This is a genomic window from Paenibacillus agricola (assembly GCF_011440305.1).
Classification (GTDB): Bacteria; Bacillota; Bacilli; order Paenibacillales; family NBRC-103111; genus Paenibacillus_S; species Paenibacillus_S agricola.
On sequence record NZ_JAAOIW010000009.1, the window covers coordinates 213754 to 230790 of the forward strand.

At 43.4% G+C, this 17037-nt stretch carries 15 protein-coding genes and 1 pseudogene; 5 read left to right on the forward strand and 11 right to left on the reverse strand.

Annotated elements, in window-relative coordinates; translation table 11 throughout:
* Positions 1–274 precede the first annotated feature (274 nt).
* Both G9U52_RS23480 and G9U52_RS23485 read right to left on the reverse strand, forming a co-directional pair.
* A complete protein-coding gene (locus G9U52_RS23480; protein WP_166153083.1) occupies positions 275–700 on the reverse strand; it encodes an NUDIX hydrolase in 426 nt (141 codons plus the stop codon).
* A gap of 310 nt (positions 701–1010) precedes the next feature.
* Positions 1011–1379: a hypothetical protein gene (locus tag G9U52_RS23485; protein ID WP_166153084.1), complete on the reverse strand. Its 369-nt coding sequence runs from the start codon at positions 1377–1379 to the stop codon at positions 1011–1013.
* 160 nt (positions 1380–1539) lie between these two features.
* Between G9U52_RS23485 and G9U52_RS23490 the strand changes: the two genes are divergently transcribed.
* The 5 genes from G9U52_RS23490 (at position 1540) to G9U52_RS23510 (ending at position 6096) form a co-directional block, all read left to right on the forward strand.
* Positions 1540–2949: a PQQ-dependent sugar dehydrogenase gene (locus G9U52_RS23490; protein WP_166153085.1), complete on the forward strand. Its 1410-nt coding sequence runs from the start codon at positions 1540–1542 to the stop codon at positions 2947–2949.
* A 142-nt stretch (positions 2950–3091) separates the two neighbouring features.
* Positions 3092–3898 (forward strand): ATP-binding cassette domain-containing protein, encoded by an 807-nt coding sequence (locus G9U52_RS23495; protein ID WP_166153086.1) that lies wholly within the window; start codon positions 3092–3094, stop codon positions 3896–3898.
* Positions 3898–4755 (forward strand): ATP-binding cassette domain-containing protein, encoded by an 858-nt coding sequence (locus G9U52_RS23500; RefSeq protein WP_166153087.1) that lies wholly within the window; start codon positions 3898–3900, stop codon positions 4753–4755. The genes G9U52_RS23495 and G9U52_RS23500 overlap by 1 nt, the downstream gene beginning before the upstream one ends.
* 1 nt (position 4756) lies before the next feature.
* Positions 4757–5521: an energy-coupling factor transporter transmembrane component T family protein gene (locus G9U52_RS23505; protein WP_166153088.1), complete on the forward strand. Its 765-nt coding sequence runs from the start codon at positions 4757–4759 to the stop codon at positions 5519–5521.
* Entirely contained in the window at positions 5518–6096 is a 579-nt protein-coding gene (locus G9U52_RS23510; RefSeq protein ID WP_166153089.1) for a hypothetical protein, read from the forward strand. The genes G9U52_RS23505 and G9U52_RS23510 overlap by 4 nt, the downstream gene beginning before the upstream one ends.
* Positions 6097–6617: 521 nt before the next feature.
* Here G9U52_RS23510 and G9U52_RS23515 read toward each other — a convergent pair.
* From G9U52_RS23515 to ppsA, 9 genes and pseudogenes are all read right to left on the reverse strand, one after another.
* A pseudogene (locus G9U52_RS23515) lies at positions 6618–6881 on the reverse strand (SDR family NAD(P)-dependent oxidoreductase); the annotation flags it as partial.
* 554 nt (positions 6882–7435) lie between these two features.
* Positions 7436–7945: an XdhC family protein gene (locus G9U52_RS39335; RefSeq protein WP_311764916.1), complete on the reverse strand. Its 510-nt coding sequence runs from the start codon at positions 7943–7945 to the stop codon at positions 7436–7438.
* Complete coding sequence (locus G9U52_RS23525) at positions 7852–8493, reverse strand: XdhC family protein (RefSeq protein WP_166153092.1); 642 nt, start codon at positions 8491–8493, stop codon at positions 7852–7854. Before G9U52_RS23525 ends, G9U52_RS39335 begins: the two co-directional genes overlap by 94 nt.
* Positions 8486–8956, reverse strand: a complete 471-nt coding sequence (locus tag G9U52_RS23530) for a (2Fe-2S)-binding protein (RefSeq protein ID WP_166153093.1) — start codon at positions 8954–8956, stop codon at positions 8486–8488. Before G9U52_RS23530 ends, G9U52_RS23525 begins: the two co-directional genes overlap by 8 nt.
* Positions 8953–9798: an FAD binding domain-containing protein gene (locus G9U52_RS23535; protein WP_166153094.1), complete on the reverse strand. Its 846-nt coding sequence runs from the start codon at positions 9796–9798 to the stop codon at positions 8953–8955. Before G9U52_RS23535 ends, G9U52_RS23530 begins: the two co-directional genes overlap by 4 nt.
* A complete protein-coding gene (locus tag G9U52_RS23540) occupies positions 9795–12116 on the reverse strand; it encodes a xanthine dehydrogenase family protein molybdopterin-binding subunit (protein WP_166153095.1) in 2322 nt (773 codons plus the stop codon). Before G9U52_RS23540 ends, G9U52_RS23535 begins: the two co-directional genes overlap by 4 nt.
* 296 nt (positions 12117–12412) lie before the next feature.
* Positions 12413–13048 carry a hypothetical protein gene (locus tag G9U52_RS23545; RefSeq protein ID WP_166153096.1) on the reverse strand — a complete coding sequence of 212 codons (636 nt, stop codon included), beginning with the start codon at positions 13046–13048 and terminating at the stop codon, positions 12413–12415.
* 578 nt (positions 13049–13626) lie between these two features.
* Positions 13627–14247 carry an SDR family NAD(P)-dependent oxidoreductase gene (locus G9U52_RS23550; protein WP_166153178.1) on the reverse strand — a complete coding sequence of 207 codons (621 nt, stop codon included), beginning with the start codon at positions 14245–14247 and terminating at the stop codon, positions 13627–13629.
* Between the two features lie 3 nt (positions 14248–14250).
* Positions 14251–16869, reverse strand: coding sequence for a phosphoenolpyruvate synthase (gene ppsA, locus G9U52_RS23555; protein ID WP_166153097.1), 2619 nt, complete (start codon positions 16867–16869; stop codon positions 14251–14253).
* Positions 16870–17037: the final 168 nt, after the last annotated feature.

A 17037-nucleotide genomic window follows, 5' to 3' on the forward strand; every position in this document is an offset into this window, starting at 1 on the left:
TTTGGTATATAACATAAATATTTTTGTGGATAATGATTTGATCATGTTCACCTACCTCCGTTAATATATATTACCACATGTCGCTTTCTCTCCGCTAAAGCCACATAACTCCAATTTCTTGGCATGAAATCAAGACAACTGTATAATATCTCTTAATTTGTGCAGATGTAAAAGGAGCTGCCACGGCAGCTCCTTCATCGTTTGTATAGAGTCCTTTATTGAACTATCATATCCATCAGGTTGACGCTGTCCGACGAAAAAAACTTATGGAGCACTAGCAATCCTTAAGCGGAATGGAAAATTCAACATAAAAAGGATGACGTTCTTCATTCAAACAAAGCTCAATTCTTTGCTTAAAATTTCCCCAATTTACCATTTCTAATGCTGTTTCTATTGGAAAAAATCCTACTTCTAAAGACTCAGGGGTAGTTGTTAATTCTCCTCCGACTGGTCTGCCTAAAAATAAAGTGTTACAAATACTGCTACTTACATTTTGAAAAACACCACAAAACTTTGTCACTTCTATATCTATACCGCTCTCTTCCTTTGTTTCCCTTATCGCTGCATCTTTCAATGATTCCCCTTCTTCAACCTGCCCTCCTGGCATTTCCCATCCTCGTCTAGGTCCTTTTATCAATAATATTTCGTTACGCTCATTAACTACAATTGTTGCCGCAGAAACTATATGTTTTGGAGCCACTTCATCGTCCTCCCCTTTTAAATTAACAAAACTAGATTACCACTAATTTCCTATTGCTGTATACTGCGCGTTAGTTTAATGATAGTCTATGGAAATTTATCCCACGTAATGCGCAGTAAATGCTTATACTGTACGCTTTATATAATCTACAAAAGCTTGCATGGGTACTACGTTGGGTGGGCTTATTTCTTTTGTAAAGATCATAGGTCAAAAAGAGACCCACATCAACGGGATGCGGGTCTTAATTTTTATATGTTAAAAGGGGGGTCGAGTTCTATTATAGGCTTGATTTATTAACGCCAGATGAAAACTAGATTGCAATCTGATTACAAATACCTTCGCAGTTGCTCGATTGCGACATTAGCGCCTTTCCCACGTACTTCTTCGACGTAGATATCGAGGCCTCCCATCCTATATGTACAAACGTGTCCCATCCGTACTCCGGTCCTTCCCAGTCGGTTGGGTAATTCGTACGTTTTGCGGTGGCTGCATTCGGATTAATATCCTCGACCGATGCTGCCAGCTGTAGAATGAAGATCATATCGTCCCGTTCCGCGTGACCCCAATCATCCACTCGGCATCCAAGCACATCTCGGTAACATAATTGCGCTTTGTTTAGGTCCGAAACGAGCCTAACCTGGATGTTTTTCCCAGCAATCTCTTCCGTTCTACAAGCCACGGAATTCCTGCTTTACGGAGTAATGCTTCCGCCTCCTGATGAACGGAAATGCATCGTGCAGCACCAAGACAGATGCAGTAGGAGCGGGTACCCCGGTAATATTAAACAGTTCTAATCATATTCTTATATAAGAAAAAAATATAAAGGAGGGTAAAGTTAAATGGTAAAAGTTAAAGTTAGTTTGCGGCCCATTGTTAGTAAGCTAAATTTACCCACTGTGTTGAAAACTACTATACTTCCAGGTGACTCCATCGAAAGATTATTTATTGCAACCCAGGTAGGAGAGATCTTTTACATAAGAAACGGAGTTGTAGGGACTTTTTTAGATATTCGCTCACGAATCATACAACTAGGTGCTTCTAGCGGTGGTTATGATGAACGGGGATTGCTAGGGCTAGCATTTCATCCCGAATTTTATTATAATCGCCTGTTTTATCTCCATTATTCAGTTGCTGGAACCCAAGGTCCAGGTGCTCTTCATGATTCTTTTAAGCCTAACCCGTGTGATTCTAGCACCTTAAACCTAAAGTGGATAAATAGAGAAATTCAATATGATCATATTGATACAGTTGAAGAATGGATTCTACATTCGAATGGCCAACCTCAAAAACGGCGGACATTACTTAATATAAGAAGGCCATTTTCAAACCATAACGGTGTCAACAGCTTAAATTTTTCACCTGAAACCGGAAAACTTGTTTTGACAACCGGTGATGGCGGATCAGGCTATGATCCATTTAATTTAAGCCAAGATGACATGGAAATAGCAGGTAAAATAATCGAAATTGATAACAGTATATTTACCGATAATCCACCCGTAGTTACACGTTTTAATGAGCTACCCGTGCCTATTCAGGAAACGCTTACGGTAATTGCCAAAGGAGTTCGCAATATACCAGGCATTTCATTTCAAAGGTTTTATAATCAGTATATCAAATACGTTGGAAATGTTGGACAAGATCTCGCAGAGTCGATTTATTCATTCACTCATTATAAACCAATACCGGTTACTCAGCTTGTTCAAGCTTCTTTAATGAAATCTGAACCTGACCAAGAAGGATTTATTAACTTTGGCTGGCGAGGGTGGGAAGGGGCTTTTCCTACTTCGATAATAACAGGATGCTCTGCAAATCCGGCTTTGAATGAGAACACAATTGCTTATTACGATGAAGCTGTAAAAACTTCAGTGCGGCGTCTTCCGCCTCTAACGAGTTATTTTCATGAAGATCCCCGAACCGATAAGTTTAGAGCAACTGCACTTACAGGAGTCCAGCCATATTTGGGAAATGAAATCCCCGATTTATCGGGAAACATTGTGTTTACCGATCTAGCGCGGGATAAAGAATCTCAACTTCCGGTTAGAGGGGCTTTAGCTTATACCAGGGTAAGGACAGATGGTAAACTAAATGATTTTAATGTTATTGAAATCGATTATAATTTTGGGTCTCAATCAGCTTATTATGTTAGTTTGGGTTCGAATCTAAATCAAACCAGACTATATTTAGGGGTTTATAGCTCTATGAAAGTAGCTGATTCTAATCAAGGTACTGTTTTTGAAATTGTTCCATGATTCCTCTGAAACCCGAAACCCCCGAGCTTCTTTGATCCAGATAGAGTTCAAGCTTTATCCAACTCTAGCGTTCTAATATTCCTCAGATTCACATATAGAATCATATAGAATTATGAATATCGTATAAAAGCCGGAGGGAACAATGGAAAACGTTATTACGTTAAAAAACGTATGGTTGCGGTACGATTCGCGCCAGGATTGGACGCTTCGGGAAATCAGTTTAACCATTTATGAAGGAGAATGGCTTACGCTCGTAGGTGGAAACGGTTCCGGAAAATCAACGTTAGTTCGATTGATTAACGGCCTTATCCAACCTACATTGGGAGAAGTCGCCGTTTACGGAAAGATGACATGCGACCCTCAGCACTTGAGGAATATTCGCCAAAATGTTGGTATGGTGTTCCAAAACGCGGAGAATCAAATTGTTGGTATGACCGTTCGAGAGGATACAGCTTTTGGCATGTATAATATCGGCGTTTCCCCGGAACAAGCAGAAGCCCGGTGCCGGAACGTCTTGCAAATGCTTGGGCTCTATGGACTGAAGGATCATCCTCCGTATTTTCTATCCGGCGGGGAAAAACAAAAGTTGGCGATTGCCGGAGTTCTGGCAATGGAGCCCAAAGTGATCATTTTTGACGAGTCTACTTCCATGCTCGATACCAAAAGCGTCCAACAAATTCATCAGATCATGTCCGAATTACATCGTAACCGAATCACAATTGTCCATGTGACCAATGAGATCGAGGAGATTTTCACTGCTGATCGTCTTGTAGTGATGCAGAAAGGCATGATCCGGTTTGATGGAACACCCCAAGAGGCGGCAGGCAATTCGGGCGTTTTTACAGACTCCGGACTTCTCCCACCGTTTTCTGTTCGAATGCGTGACATTGCCACGCAAAAAGGGCTGAAATTACCTGCTATGAGTGAACTTGAATTAGCGGATCAGTGATGGATATTGTTGTAGAGAACGTAAATTGCATGCTTGCCGCTAGAACCCCTTATTATAAAAAAGTCATTGATCGAATCTCATTACACGTTCCTGCAGGTCAGTTCGTGGCGATTATGGGACCGACCGGGAGCGGAAAAACCACATTAGGACAGATGATTGGAGGCCTGATCCTCCCTCATTCAGGGGTAATACGGGTCGGACCTTACCAAGTGAATAATAAAGCCGACCGACACCTCCTTTGGAAAACAATCGGGTTTTTGTTCCAATTTCCCGAGCACCAAGTATTTGAGGACACGGTTTTCGATCATATCGGTGCAGGACTAAATCGTTTGGGCATGAGTCGAGAATGGGTTTCTGAGCAGGTGAAACAAGCCATGGAAGCCGTAGGGGTATGCTATTCGCAATTCAAAGACCTATCACCGTTTCAAATCAGCGGCGGTGAATTGCGGCGGATTGCACTGGCAGGAGTTTTGGTTACGGAACCAGAAATTCTCATTCTGGATGAACCGACAGCGGGTCTAGATAGCTGGGAACGAAGCAGAATGTTATCGTACATAAAGCAAATTCAAGATGAGAAAAAAATGACTGTTCTCTACATTACTCATCGTCTTGAAGAAGCCCTAGAGTACTCTGATCGTATTCTCGTGTTAGACCATGGTCAATTGTATGCGGATTTCCACCCTTGTAAAATTCAAGATCACTGGTGTCGGCTGGAACGAATCGGTTTTGTTAAAACGCCCCTGCTCCGTTTTATAGATTCACTCGAAAAGCGGTTCGCCGAAAAATTACCCGAAAGTTTATATAAAGAAGAGCAACTGATGTCATTCATCACTAATCTCTCTAGGGAGGACCTGTGACGTGCACTGGTTTAAGTTGCTGTCTTTCGGGCCGTCTATGAACACAGGCTCTTTTTTACAGGACTTGGATCCTCGTTCAAAACTTATTTTTGCAGCGACATATTTATCTTTGGTTACCTGTTCGAATGATCTAGTCAGCATGGTTTTCTACGCAATCGCTGGATTTATACTGGTTTTCACCGCCCGGTTGCCGCTAGCTTATTTATGGAATGGTCTGAAGGGCTTGCTCCCCCTTCTGCTCTCACTGTTTTTTTACCACATGCTGTTAGGTGATATTAAAAATGCAGTAATTCTACCTTGCAAGCTAATTTTTTTTATCATAACGGCTATAGTGCTCAGTGTAACGACCACCCCGACAAAGCTGGCAGACGGTCTGGAGGCTATCATGCGCCCGCTCATTCTCATTCGATTTCCGGTTCAAAATTTCGTATTTATGATCTCGGTGGCCTTTCGATTTATGCCTCTCTTTATCGATGAAGCGGACTCAATGTTGAAATCGCAAAAAGTGAAACACGCACGATATAAAAGCGCAAGCTTTCAAACAAAAATACAATCTCTTCTTCAGTTTCTCGTTGCTCTGTTCATTGCCGTGCTTCGCCGGGCGGACCAATTGGCTCTTGCTATGGATGCTCGTTGTTACTTACCGGGAAATAAAATCCGGGCAAGCCGTTTGCAGTTTAGTTGGCGGGATTGGATGATTATCGTTTCTGCGATGATCCTGCTTCTGATCCATATCTTGTTGAAAGGAGCAGTTTTTGAACGATGAACCCTATGAAAAATTACTGGCTAAAACCTGTATGTGTAGAAGTTTCAGAGATTCACACCCGTTTTGGAACAGCCGAAGCTGCCACAAGAAAAATGATTACTATCGCTTTTCTTTCCACGCTATCCGCCATTTTTCAATCCATTGGAGGGCTTCTGCCAGTGATCGGCTACTTGATTAGTCCCCTTGCCACAGCCCCCATTGTGTTATGTACTATCCTTTCTATCCGTTCGGGTCTGACCGCCTATTTGCTCACTATTGTGCTTCTCTTTTTTATCCAACCAAGCGAACTGATCGTTTTTCCTTTATCGACAGGTCTATTGGGGCTTGGGATTGGCGGTTCGCTGTTATATTTAAAAACACGGTTATCAGCTGTGTTGGTCGGGTCGTTTTGTTTATGGTCGGGAATCCTTTTGTTGCTTTACGTTTTTCGATTTCCGGTTCTGGGTCCAACAATTTCATCTACGTTTAACCTAAGTACAATCGCAATTGTTTATGTGTTCTCATTTTTCTACAGCTGGCTATGGGTAGAAATAAGCAGGTATTTCATTAAAAAAATAAGTAAAGTGATTACCTGAATAAGACAGAAAGATAAAGGCGGTTCACCTTATGATGGACACTGCACCTCTTATTCAATGAGCATTCTCATTTGACGACCTGGGTGGGATTCGTTCATGAATCATTCCAAGTTCAAGTCTTATAGGGGGGCTAAAAAGACTCCGTTGGGAATGTAATAAGGTTCTTGTCATCGATCGATGACAAGAACCTTATTGCATAACTAAAATAAGTCGTAATTTAAGCGACTTTTAATGTAACATTAATGTTGACTTCCGACAATTGTCGGAGGACAAGAACATATACCCTTGTTGGTTCCCTGCCCTGTCTTCAAGAAAAAATTAACCACCAAGAGGGGGTTAAATCTTTTCGGTATCCCATAATATTTCCGAAACGAAGTCGGTATCCAAAGGCCATCTGAACTTGATAAGCAGTTTGGACATAACTTCTTGTTTCCGAGATAATTTGCCAACTGAGTCAGGGATGGAAATCGTCTGACTTCCCGTTTCCCCTAATATTCCTTCATCTCCAGGATCCTGTGAATGTCACCTGTACGTTCATTCAACAATTCATCCATTGTCTTATAAAGTGTCTGTAAGCTTTCTGAAGAACCAAGTTTCGTACCAATCGTGAATGCAGTCCCCCCATTCTGCTCAATATCATGTACTACTTCTTCTGCAGCTTCTCGGTTCGTGCCATAATGAACAGCTACTAATGCACCTTCTTGCGCTAAACGTGTCGCAATGGCACGTCCAATCCCCCGGCTTGCGCCCGTAACCAAAGCAACTTTACCCTTCAATCTAGTCATGATATTAATCTCCTCTTGTGTCTAATACGGTACACGATAGTTATAACACAAGGTGAATTTTGTAATGTTGCTCTCTTATTCGTGGAACCCAAAATTCGGACCAATAAAGGAATCATCCCATCTATAGATTATGGAAAGTTAGTTGAGCGATAAGCACCAGTACATATGTGGAGAACAGCACCCCAATGGCGGCGAACCGACTTATCTGGACGTCTATTAAGACGAACTCGGATCTCGTTGTAGAGCTTATCGCGTTTCCATTCCTCCATATGTATGTGTCCCGAGAAGGTTTTGAGGAGTTTAATGTGCTCATCAACATGATAAATGCGCCAAACGCGTAATTTCCTTTATTTGTAACTATTCAATCTTGTTACATTTACTGAGCTAATTGTCCGTGCTAATGGTTCCATTCGTTCTTTCAGCAATGAGGATAGCAGGTCTATAAAAAGCCCGTTTATCTACAAGAAAGGCATCATCATCGACATCAATATTGATAACTCAATGCCTTCTCCCACATTATCTTTATTATTTCGTCTCGATGGCAACGCGAATTTTCATCGATGCTTGGCTGTAGTTGTATTCTTAATCTTTAGCAATTCTGCCATAATACTTACACTGATCTCTTCAGGTCCTTCAGCACCGATGCTTAATCCCACAGGAGCATGAAGCCAATCTGGTAACGGGTCGGGAAACATCAATCGTTCTATCCTCAATTTTGACCCCAATACTCCTAAATAACGGGGAGGCGTATCCATCAGTTTACGCAAAATATGCTGATCCCGCTGAAAGCTGTGCGTCATAATGAGTACGAAGCTGTTGTAGGGTATAGAATTGTTTTGCAAATAAGACTCTGGATGTTCGATAAGCCTTTTATCTGCCGTTGGGAAGTTCCTTTCATTGCATCGGTCGCTTCTGGGGTCAATGATGACAATATAGAAATCCAGTTCGGAGGCCAGTCGGGCAATTGGCTCTATATCGGGCCCGCTCCGAATACGTAAAGTTGTGCTCTCGGTTCGTACAATTCGAACAATATTTCGCCTTCGACATCCTTTAATTGAACGGATTTTATTTTTGTATGGCTTGAAAGAAACCTGCTTAGCTCTGGAACTATCTTTTCCTTTGTTAGATGGACCGTATCTCCAAATACCGTACCGTTTTCGGCGTAAAATAGAGGTCTGATGCTGGAAGCGTCATTGCTTAACCTTCTTGCGCTTACAACCCTATGCCCTAAATTCAGAAGTGACTCCACTTGAGACCATAAAAGCCCATTTCCAGAATCTGTCTTATATCCCCACTCGCAAGGCTCGACATATACTTTGATGCACCCGTTGCATCCCTCTCCCTGCCCCCAAGATAAATCATCATCCGATCTCAAGTCGTAAACCAATGTTTTCGGCCGTCGGCTTTGGATCACCTCCTGGGAATGATGCAATAAGTCTTCTTCTAAACATCCGGCACTAATCGTCCCATATTGACTGCCATCCTCTCCGATCAACATCTTGGCTCCCGGGCGACGGTAAGACGAGCCCTCTACAGTGATGATCGTCGCCAAAGCAAATTTTTGTCGATCGTTTTGTTTCATTTTCTGCATCATCCGATACCAATCATTCATGGGTCAACACCGACCTGACTGCTGCCCCAATCTCTTCATAGCTCGTGCAGCGGCAAATATTGGATTGCAGCCACTCCTGTACCACCTCTTCGCTCGCATTTGGTTGATTATTGACTAATGAATGGCATACCATAATAAATCCTGGCGTACAAAATCCGCATTGAAAAGCAAATTTGTCAATAAACGCTTGTTGGATCGGTGTATCCCGCAAGCCTTCGATCGTTGTAATGCTGTTTCCCTGAGCCTCGATTGCCAGCATCAAACAAGATTTAATCGGCACCCCGCCGACGATGACTGTACATGCGCCGCAGTCGCCGTTTTCGCAGCCGGCTTTGGCTCCCGTAAGCCCCAGTTGTTCGCGCAGCACGCGTAATAAAGTATCTGCTGAACGGATCGTGGCATGTTGTCGTTTTCCATTGACAAACAGTTCAATTTCACATTTGACGGTACCCCGTGTGATCATACAATCCTCCGTTCCAAAGCTGCAATATCAATAGCGTCCGTTAACGTGTTGCGCAGCACAAACGTCCTATATGCTGCGGAGCTTAAGATATCATTCAAAATCGGCACAGGCCATATACGTATGGCATTCTCGACACGTTCTTCCAAAGGAAGCGATGGATTGTTCAGAACCTCCTCTATTTTCCACGAGCGGAAGGGGACGGCACTTACGCCGCTAAACGCCACTCGCATCCCCTCTTTAGATCTTAAACCAGAAATACGGACGATCGGATAATCGATTTTTTCTTGCTTAGTCTTTTTCACAGTAACAAAAGGAAAATTAAGGTATCGTCTGTCGCTTAGAATCTGCACAAGAAGCTCCCCCTTTTCCAAGCGCGGTTCGCCGTTCAAGATCTGGTGAATGGGCACATGGCGAATTCCCTTTGTGCCAGCCAGGACAACATGACTGTCCGCCAGCAGAAAAGGCAGCAGAGCTTCCCGGTAAATGAATTTCCCGCAGAGGTTACCGCCTACGGTAATCTTATTGCGGTTGGTATAGTCGGCTACGTTTCGAACCGTCTCGCCAAGCAGCGGGAACAGATTCGCCTCCGACAGAGCCGTGAGCGTAATAGCTGCGCCAATGACAAGCTGCTCGTGGCGAATCTGCATAACGTTACATTCAGGAATCCCCTTAATATCGATGACTGCCCTTGTGCGAAGCTGGTTCAGCCGCGCCATGGAGATAATCTCCGTACCGCCAGAATAGTAAAGCGGCTCTTTGCCCTCCGAATCCTGCTGCTGAAACAGGCGAACTGCCTCTTCAACGGTAGTTGGCTTATAATATTCGAAATCAAATGAGATCATGGGTGATCCCCTTTATAACGCCAGATGAGCTCAGGTGTTAGCGGCAGTAGGTTCAGCTCGACACCAGCTGCGACAGATAAAGCGTTTGCTAGAGCCGCAGCCATTCCGATCGTACCGTGCTCCCCCACACCACGCGCGCCATAAGGTCCATCCAAGTACGGCGTTTCCACAAATTCCACCAAATAGTCCGGCGTTTCCCCAAAGCGAATCAGTTTATAAGAGCGCAGCTGGGGATTGAGAACGACGCCCGCGTTGTTGTACAAAAATGCCTCCCTGCTGGCAAAGCTGAGTCCCATGCTCATGCCTCCCATAACTTGACCTCGTGCTGTGGCCTCGTTGATTACTTTTCCAGCGTCGAAAACGGAAGCTGCTTTGAGCACTCGATACGTACAGTCCCGGATGTCGAACTCGACTTCGACTGCTTGCGCACCGACCGTCCATTGCGGACCCGGTATGCCTTTGCCTGTTTCAGGATCGAGTCTAGTCTGTTGATGGATTCTATACCGTCCTCGACCGATGACCGGCTCGCCAGTCGCACTACCGTCCGGATACATATATCCGCTAGCGAGCTCACGGATCTCCATGCTAATCGTCGGATTGCTTATGACATAGACCCTTCCGCTGCCGACTTCCAATTCCTCTGGAGCCAGTTTGAGCACCAGAGAAGCATTTTGCTTCAACTGGGCAATGGCATCCACCGCCGCATCCAGTACGGCTCGGCCGACCAGCATCGTACTGCTGCTAGCGACTGTTTTCCAATGCTCTGGAGTAATCTGCGTATCGATATCCATTTTGATATGGACCTGAGTGACCGGCATGTTCATCCGCTCTGCGAGAATTTGCGCCATAATGGTGCGGTTACCTTGCCCTATTTCTACGGCACCTACACTGAGGTTCAAGGTGCCGTCGTGATTGAATGTGATCAACGCTCCAGAACCGGTATCTGCCATGGAGCCGGAGGTTTTCCAGACACAAGCCAGTCCTTTAGCCCTGACCTTATAGCGATCGAGGGCAATCCGTTGGCCTTCATCCCACTGAATGAGCCTTTTTAATTTAACGATACATTGCGTCAAGTCACCCAGGTTGCTGCGGTTCAGCGGTGCTTGCGTCGGTGACGTGTCCCCAGGCTTGATGGCGTTGCGAAGCCGCAATTCCAAAGGGTCCATTTGCAGCTTCTTTGCTAGCAGATCCAGGGTACGCTCCATGCAAAAAAGTACTTCCGTATGACCGAAACCCCGGTATGCGGTGGCATAAGGGTGGTTCGTGTAGACACATAATGCATCACACCACACATGGTCAATCCGATACGGACCCGTACAATCGACTGCAGCCGCTTGAGTCACAGCTGCTCCCTCATCGGTGTAGCCGCCGGTATCAAACAACAAAGTGATCTCTGTAACTGTCAACTTTCCATCCCTGGTCGCACCTAGCTTGACTTTTGCTTCCAGCCCGATGTGGCAGGGCGAACTGACCATGTCCGACTCACGGGTGTTATTGAGTTTGACTGGCCGACCGCCGCATGCTTTCGAAGCCAAATAGGCGATGTACTCCAGTTGAACAGAGCCTTTCCCTCCAAACCCACCACCAACAAACGGCACATGTACAACAACTTTGGACTCGTCAACTTGGAAAAAGCGATGAAACAAACGTTTAATATTATACGGATCCTGTGTCGACGTTTGGATATCAATCAATCCGCTGGGCATCGCTTCTACGATGGAGCAGCGTGGTTCCATCGCGCAGTGATCAGACGAATTGAAGGCGTACGTGCCTTCAACCACCACCTCACTAGTCGCCCAGCCTGTCTGCATATCGCCTTTTCGGATTTTTACATGGTTGCCGATATTGGTATGCGGAACGGGATATACGTCGCCAAAGGTCTGGTAGCTCCCCAAATCCTCGTGAATCAATGGCGCGTCCGGCTGTAATGCGCTGCTAGGAGAATGGACGACAGGAAGCTGCACGAATTCGGCTCGAATAAGCTCTGCCGCCCGCTTCGCAATCTGTTCTGTCTCCGCCACCACTATGGCGATCGGCTCGCCAAAATATCGCACTTTCTTGATTGCAAGGGGCGGACGATCGGCGAGAATGCCCCCAGTGAGTACTGGAAAATAGTCTCCCGTGATTACCGTTTGCACGCCGCTTACTTCCAATGCTTTCGAGATATCGATAGATGAAATTCGGGCATGCGAATAAGGGCTGGTGACTAACCAGCCGTGCAGAAGACCAGGGGATTGCATATCGTTCGTATACTTGGCGAATCCAGTCACTTTATCCTTAGATTCAATCCTTGGAATGGCTTTTCCAATTGTCGTCAATTTCAACACTCCCCCTCTGTTACGACAGGCAAGTAGCGTATAAAATGATTCTCAGGAACGAAGTGTCTTTTTACATCATATAGTGAAATATGTTGTCCTATTCGTTATATCTATGAGGATTTATATTGTAAATAATATTCAGTAACCATCGGTTCTAAATAAAGGTTCATTTTGGGGACTGATCAAATATCTTTGTGCTTTACCCGATACAATTTTCACATAATTATAATCTTGATTATAAAACAAAAAAAGAACTCAATTTTGAGTCCTTCTATTGATTATTCCTTTTTCCGTTATTATTGAATTGGTTTTTTTGTCAAATCTCTAAAATAGTTCTGTTCCAAATAATCACGGTTTTCTTTTGTGAAAAGAGTAGCTGCTATTGTTTTCCATAACTGTCCTGTTTGATCTGCGTCTAATTCTTTAAATTTGAAGCCGTATATTTCTTCGGCTGTAGGTTTGAATAACCCAAAGAATAGCTTCTTACCATCAATAAGAGGTGTTGTCATTCTTACTATCAGCAAATCTGGAAATTCTCTTAGTAATAGGAGTGTCCATTCCATCAAAATTGTTCTTACTCTATCATTTTTACTCCATTTAGCAGTAAACTCATCTTCACTGAGCTCTCCCTTATACTCGCTATAATCCAAAAATTCTATGGATATCACATTATCCACCCAAGTCGCACTCTTCACGAACGACATTGAATCCATCATGACTGCTACATAAGCATTAAATTTTATCAAATCTTGTTCTCTTTGTATTTCAAATTTATTTTTTACTGGCTGTTTTACTGGCTCTTTGACCTCTGCTTTGGCTGATTGCACAACTGGCATATTAGCTGTCTTAACAGCAACCTCATTTTGAGTACCACATGCAGTCATTACTCCAACCATTGATAATACCAATATACCATTCACTACTTTTTTCATTCCGTTATCAACCCTTCTACACATCAATATATAGTAATATTGTACCATTGATTTACTAATGATGGTAAATAAAAACAATATTTATGTAGTATTATTTCATATTATGTTACTAAATTCCTATATTACTACCATGTTTTCTTCCAAGTTACTGGAACAGTTTGGAATAGGAATTCATCGAATCTGGACATTTACAAAAACTTTTCTTTCTTCAACTTGGTGCAGCTAGACAGACTTGGCCTCTTTGATAGTATGCTGCATAAACTCGTCCTGGTTTTATAATGAATTCTACTTCTGGCTACTGTCCCGCCTAAACCCGCATGGAATCAGGTTTTCCTGTCTTTTCACTTTTTTGAAGTATCCCGTGTTCGGCATTTATTCAGATAACGTACAAATGATTCGTCATCTGTACAATCTCACGGTTATCCAGCAGCTCTGAGGAGAAGTGGGAGCTGCATCTTTTGCCTGATTTGTAATGGGGGTAGGAGCGTTTGAAGGAATGGTTCGTTCACGTGTATCTCACAGCATACGAAAGGGTGCCCCAGGTCAATGGACCTTTTGGGGCACCCGCTTTGCCGGGATCAGGCTCTTCTGCCGCCGTCCACTGGAAGCACGACGCCGGTTATATAAGAGGCATGATCGCTCAGAAGCCAGGCAGCCGCTTGCGCGATCTCAATAGGTTCGGCAGCACGTCTAAGAGGCGTCAATAAGTTGTTTTTTTCGATAATTGCCGGATCTTGAGCAATCCATTGCTCGATCATCTCAGTCATGGTGGTGCCAGGTGCAATTGCGTTCACCCGGATGCCTGCAGGCCCGTATTCAATGGCGGCCGTTTCGGTCAGACTATTAACAGCCCGTTTGGAGGCTGCGTATGCAGACAACCCCGGATTTCCTATAAAGCTGCCCACGCTGCTGTTATTGAGAATGGCACCGGCGCCTGCGGTACTGAGCATAGCTTTGATTTCAGCTTTCATTGCTACCCAGATGCCTTTGTAATTTACAGCGTGGAGAAGGTCGAAATCTTCTTCTTTGACCTCTGTTAGGGGCGATACGGGGATCAAAATACCGACGTTATTGAACGCTATATCGAGGCGCCCGTGACGTTCCACTGTCAATTGAACCGCTCGTTCGATGCTGGCTATCCATGACAGGTTGCATTTATGCCGTCCATTATGACAAAGGCTCTTACTTGACGTATGCAGCCATTACAATATTTCGATATACCCTTCAGTTCCATGCACGCGAATTCGTTGCCCATCTTTTATCAGTTTGGTAGCATTCTCCACCCCGACAACTGCTGGCAAGCCATATTCACGTGCGATAACTGCTCCATGGGTCATCAGTCCACCAACTTCGGTGACTAGTCCTTTAATGGATACAAACAATGGTGTCCAGCCTGGGTCAGTAAAGGAGGTGACTAATATATCTCCATCTTCTAGATCAGCATCTTCCATGTTTAAGATGACACGTGCTCTTCCCTCTATAACTCCGGAAGAAACAGGCAGACCTACCATAGCTTCGGCAGGGAGATTTTCTCGTTTGTACTCACCCGCAATGATTTCACCATCAGACGTAATAACACGTGGGGGAGTTAGCTTTTCATAAAATTTGTACTCGTCTTTTCGTTTGCTGATGATCTGGTAATCCAGTTTATTCTTGCGTACGACATCATGAAGTTCTTCAAAGGTGAGATAATATACATCTTCTTTTTCATGAATAACGCCCGCTTGTACGAGTTGTTCGGCTTCTTTCAGTAAAGCTTGCTTATATACGAAGTAGCGATTAATCATGCCGTATTTTGGATATTCACGATAACCGATGAAATTCCGGATTAGGCTGATCACTCGTTTTGTTTCTTCGGCTTTTCCTTTACCTTCCGGTAATTGCTTCAATCGATCTAATAATTCTTGTTCTTTTTCTAAAGCTTCCTGTCGCCCTTGCTCAAATTTCCGATTGCCAGCATTAGGCTCAAAGTTTTTGATGTTACCAAGAATCATCGGGACAAGTGTAATTGGTTTTTCACTCCAACGAGTTTTAGTAATATCGATTTCTCCAGCACATCGCATTCCGTATTTATCGAGATAAGCATAGATAGCGTCCCCAGTTTCCTGTCCACCATCAAACTTAATCAGTTCATCCAAAAAGTTATCATTTTTTACATGTTGTAAATAATCAATTACTTTTGGATAAGGACGAATCACATCTGCGACATCCAATAGCGCCAGACCCATTTCCGAAGTAATATTGTTGGGCACAGATTGAGAAAGCGTATCTGCTACGTTTATTTCACCCAACCACTTCTTCATGTTTTCATTGATCCATGTTGAAGCATCCATAGCAGCCATAAATACACGCGAACTTTGTGGGTCAAATAAAATCTTCTTTAATTGCTGGATATCTTCCAGAATAAAATCAAATAAATCGGATCCTGATTTCGTTTGGATGTTTTGTTTTAACTCTTCTATCGATGTTTCACTACTCTTAATCAAATCAGAAGCGATTGTCGGATCGTTTTCGATTTGTGCTTGAAAATCCGAAGACGAAATATCTTCATTGCTTTTACTGAGCATAGGTATTTTTTTACCATCATCTGGTGACGATTTTATAAAATCTTCTCGCGCTACAATGGTCATAAGTGCGTCTTTTATGAGCGGATCGGATTTTCCAAAGGCATTTAATATCATTTCTCTGCTGACAGGCGAAGCCAGCATTTGTGTTACATCAACAAACAATCTTCCACCAGATTTACGCATGGGTGCACGAGTCGTTAACAGGTAAAAAGACAATCCCAGTGGTTTCATGGGATCGGTCATCATTTGTTGATGACCAACAGATACGTAAACGTGATTTTCTTGATCATTCGCTTCAGGGATCGGGTATAAAGTCGTGATTGGTCGACTCTGGACAATATAAAATGTATCATCAACCAAACACCATTCGATATCTTGTGGGTAACCAAAATAAGCTTCGATCTGTCTCCCTGTGCGTGCCAGTTGTAAAATTTGTTGTTCAGTAAGTGTTTGAGTCTTTTGCTGATCGGGATCGATCTGCTGGGTCTCTGTTCCGCCTTCTTTTAGTCCATAGATAGCCAATTTTTTGGTTGCTATCCTCTTATCGACAATTTCCCCTTCCTGTACTTGATAACAATCGGCAGATACCAAGCCAGAGACTAGCGCTTCTCCAAGTCCAAAACTGGCATCGATGGATAGCAGCTTTCGGTTGGAGGTAATTGGATCAGCGGTAAATAAAATCCCTGAAGCCTGTGGGAATACCATCCTTTGAATGATAACAGATAAATAAACTTGACTGTGGTCAAATCCATTTTGTATACGGTAGATTACCGCGCGATTCGTAAATAGGGAAGCCCAACATTTGCTGATATGCTGCAAGATGGCATTGACGCCGATGATATTTAAATAGGTGTCTTGTTGACCAGCAAAAGAGGCATGTGGTAAATCTTCAGCAGTCGCACTAGAACGCACTGCATAAGCATGTTCATCACCAAACTGGGAGAGACTCTGAGTAACTGCTTTCACAACATCGGAAGGAATTTCTACTTCCATAATGATTTGTCGAATCTTCCGGCTGATTTCACCAATTTGATCTCGATCTTCTACTTTTAGTATTGTTAGTCGATCCAACAAAGCATGATAAGTTTCGTTTTGTTCGATGGCTTTTTGATATCCCACTGTTGTAACACAGAATCCTTCTGGTACTTGTATTCCTTCAATTTTTGATAATTCTCCTAAATTTAACCCTTTTCCGCCAACGAGCAAAAGCTGCGTTTTTTCCATTTCCTGAAAATCGAGAACTAAAGAACTCATTCAATATCTCTCCTAACCATTAAATTGAGAAAAAACATTTGACAAGAGCTTACTGGCATGGTAACATTAAAGTATAAGATTCAATAACTATGTCCATGTGACTTTATAAATTCGTAATCTGATTATATCATCGTGTCTGTTTATATGCAATAAAAAAGAACCTGATAA

Bases quoted from the DNA above. Each gene is read 5' to 3' on its own strand.
- G9U52_RS23490 (WP_166153085.1), top strand. From the start codon at position 1,540: ATGGTAAAAGTTAAAGTTAGTTTGCGGCCCATTGTTAGTAAGCTAAAT.
- G9U52_RS23495 (WP_166153086.1), top strand. From the start codon at position 3,092: ATGGAAAACGTTATTACGTTAAAAAACGTATGGTTGCGGTACGATTCG.
- G9U52_RS23500 (WP_166153087.1), top strand. From the start codon at position 3,898: ATGGATATTGTTGTAGAGAACGTAAATTGCATGCTTGCCGCTAGAACC.
- G9U52_RS23510 (WP_166153089.1), top strand. From the start codon at position 5,518: ATGAACCCTATGAAAAATTACTGGCTAAAACCTGTATGTGTAGAAGTT.
- G9U52_RS23525 (WP_166153092.1), bottom strand. From the start codon at position 8,493: ATGAATGATTGGTATCGGATGATGCAGAAAATGAAACAAAACGATCGA.
- G9U52_RS23530 (WP_166153093.1), bottom strand. From the start codon at position 8,956: ATGATCACACGGGGTACCGTCAAATGTGAAATTGAACTGTTTGTCAAT.
- G9U52_RS23535 (WP_166153094.1), bottom strand. From the start codon at position 9,798: ATGATCTCATTTGATTTCGAATATTATAAGCCAACTACCGTTGAAGAG.
- G9U52_RS23545 (WP_166153096.1), bottom strand. From the start codon at position 13,048: ATGAAAAAAGTAGTGAATGGTATATTGGTATTATCAATGGTTGGAGTA.
- ppsA (WP_166153097.1), bottom strand. From the start codon at position 16,869: ATGAGTTCTTTAGTTCTCGATTTTCAGGAAATGGAAAAAACGCAGCTT.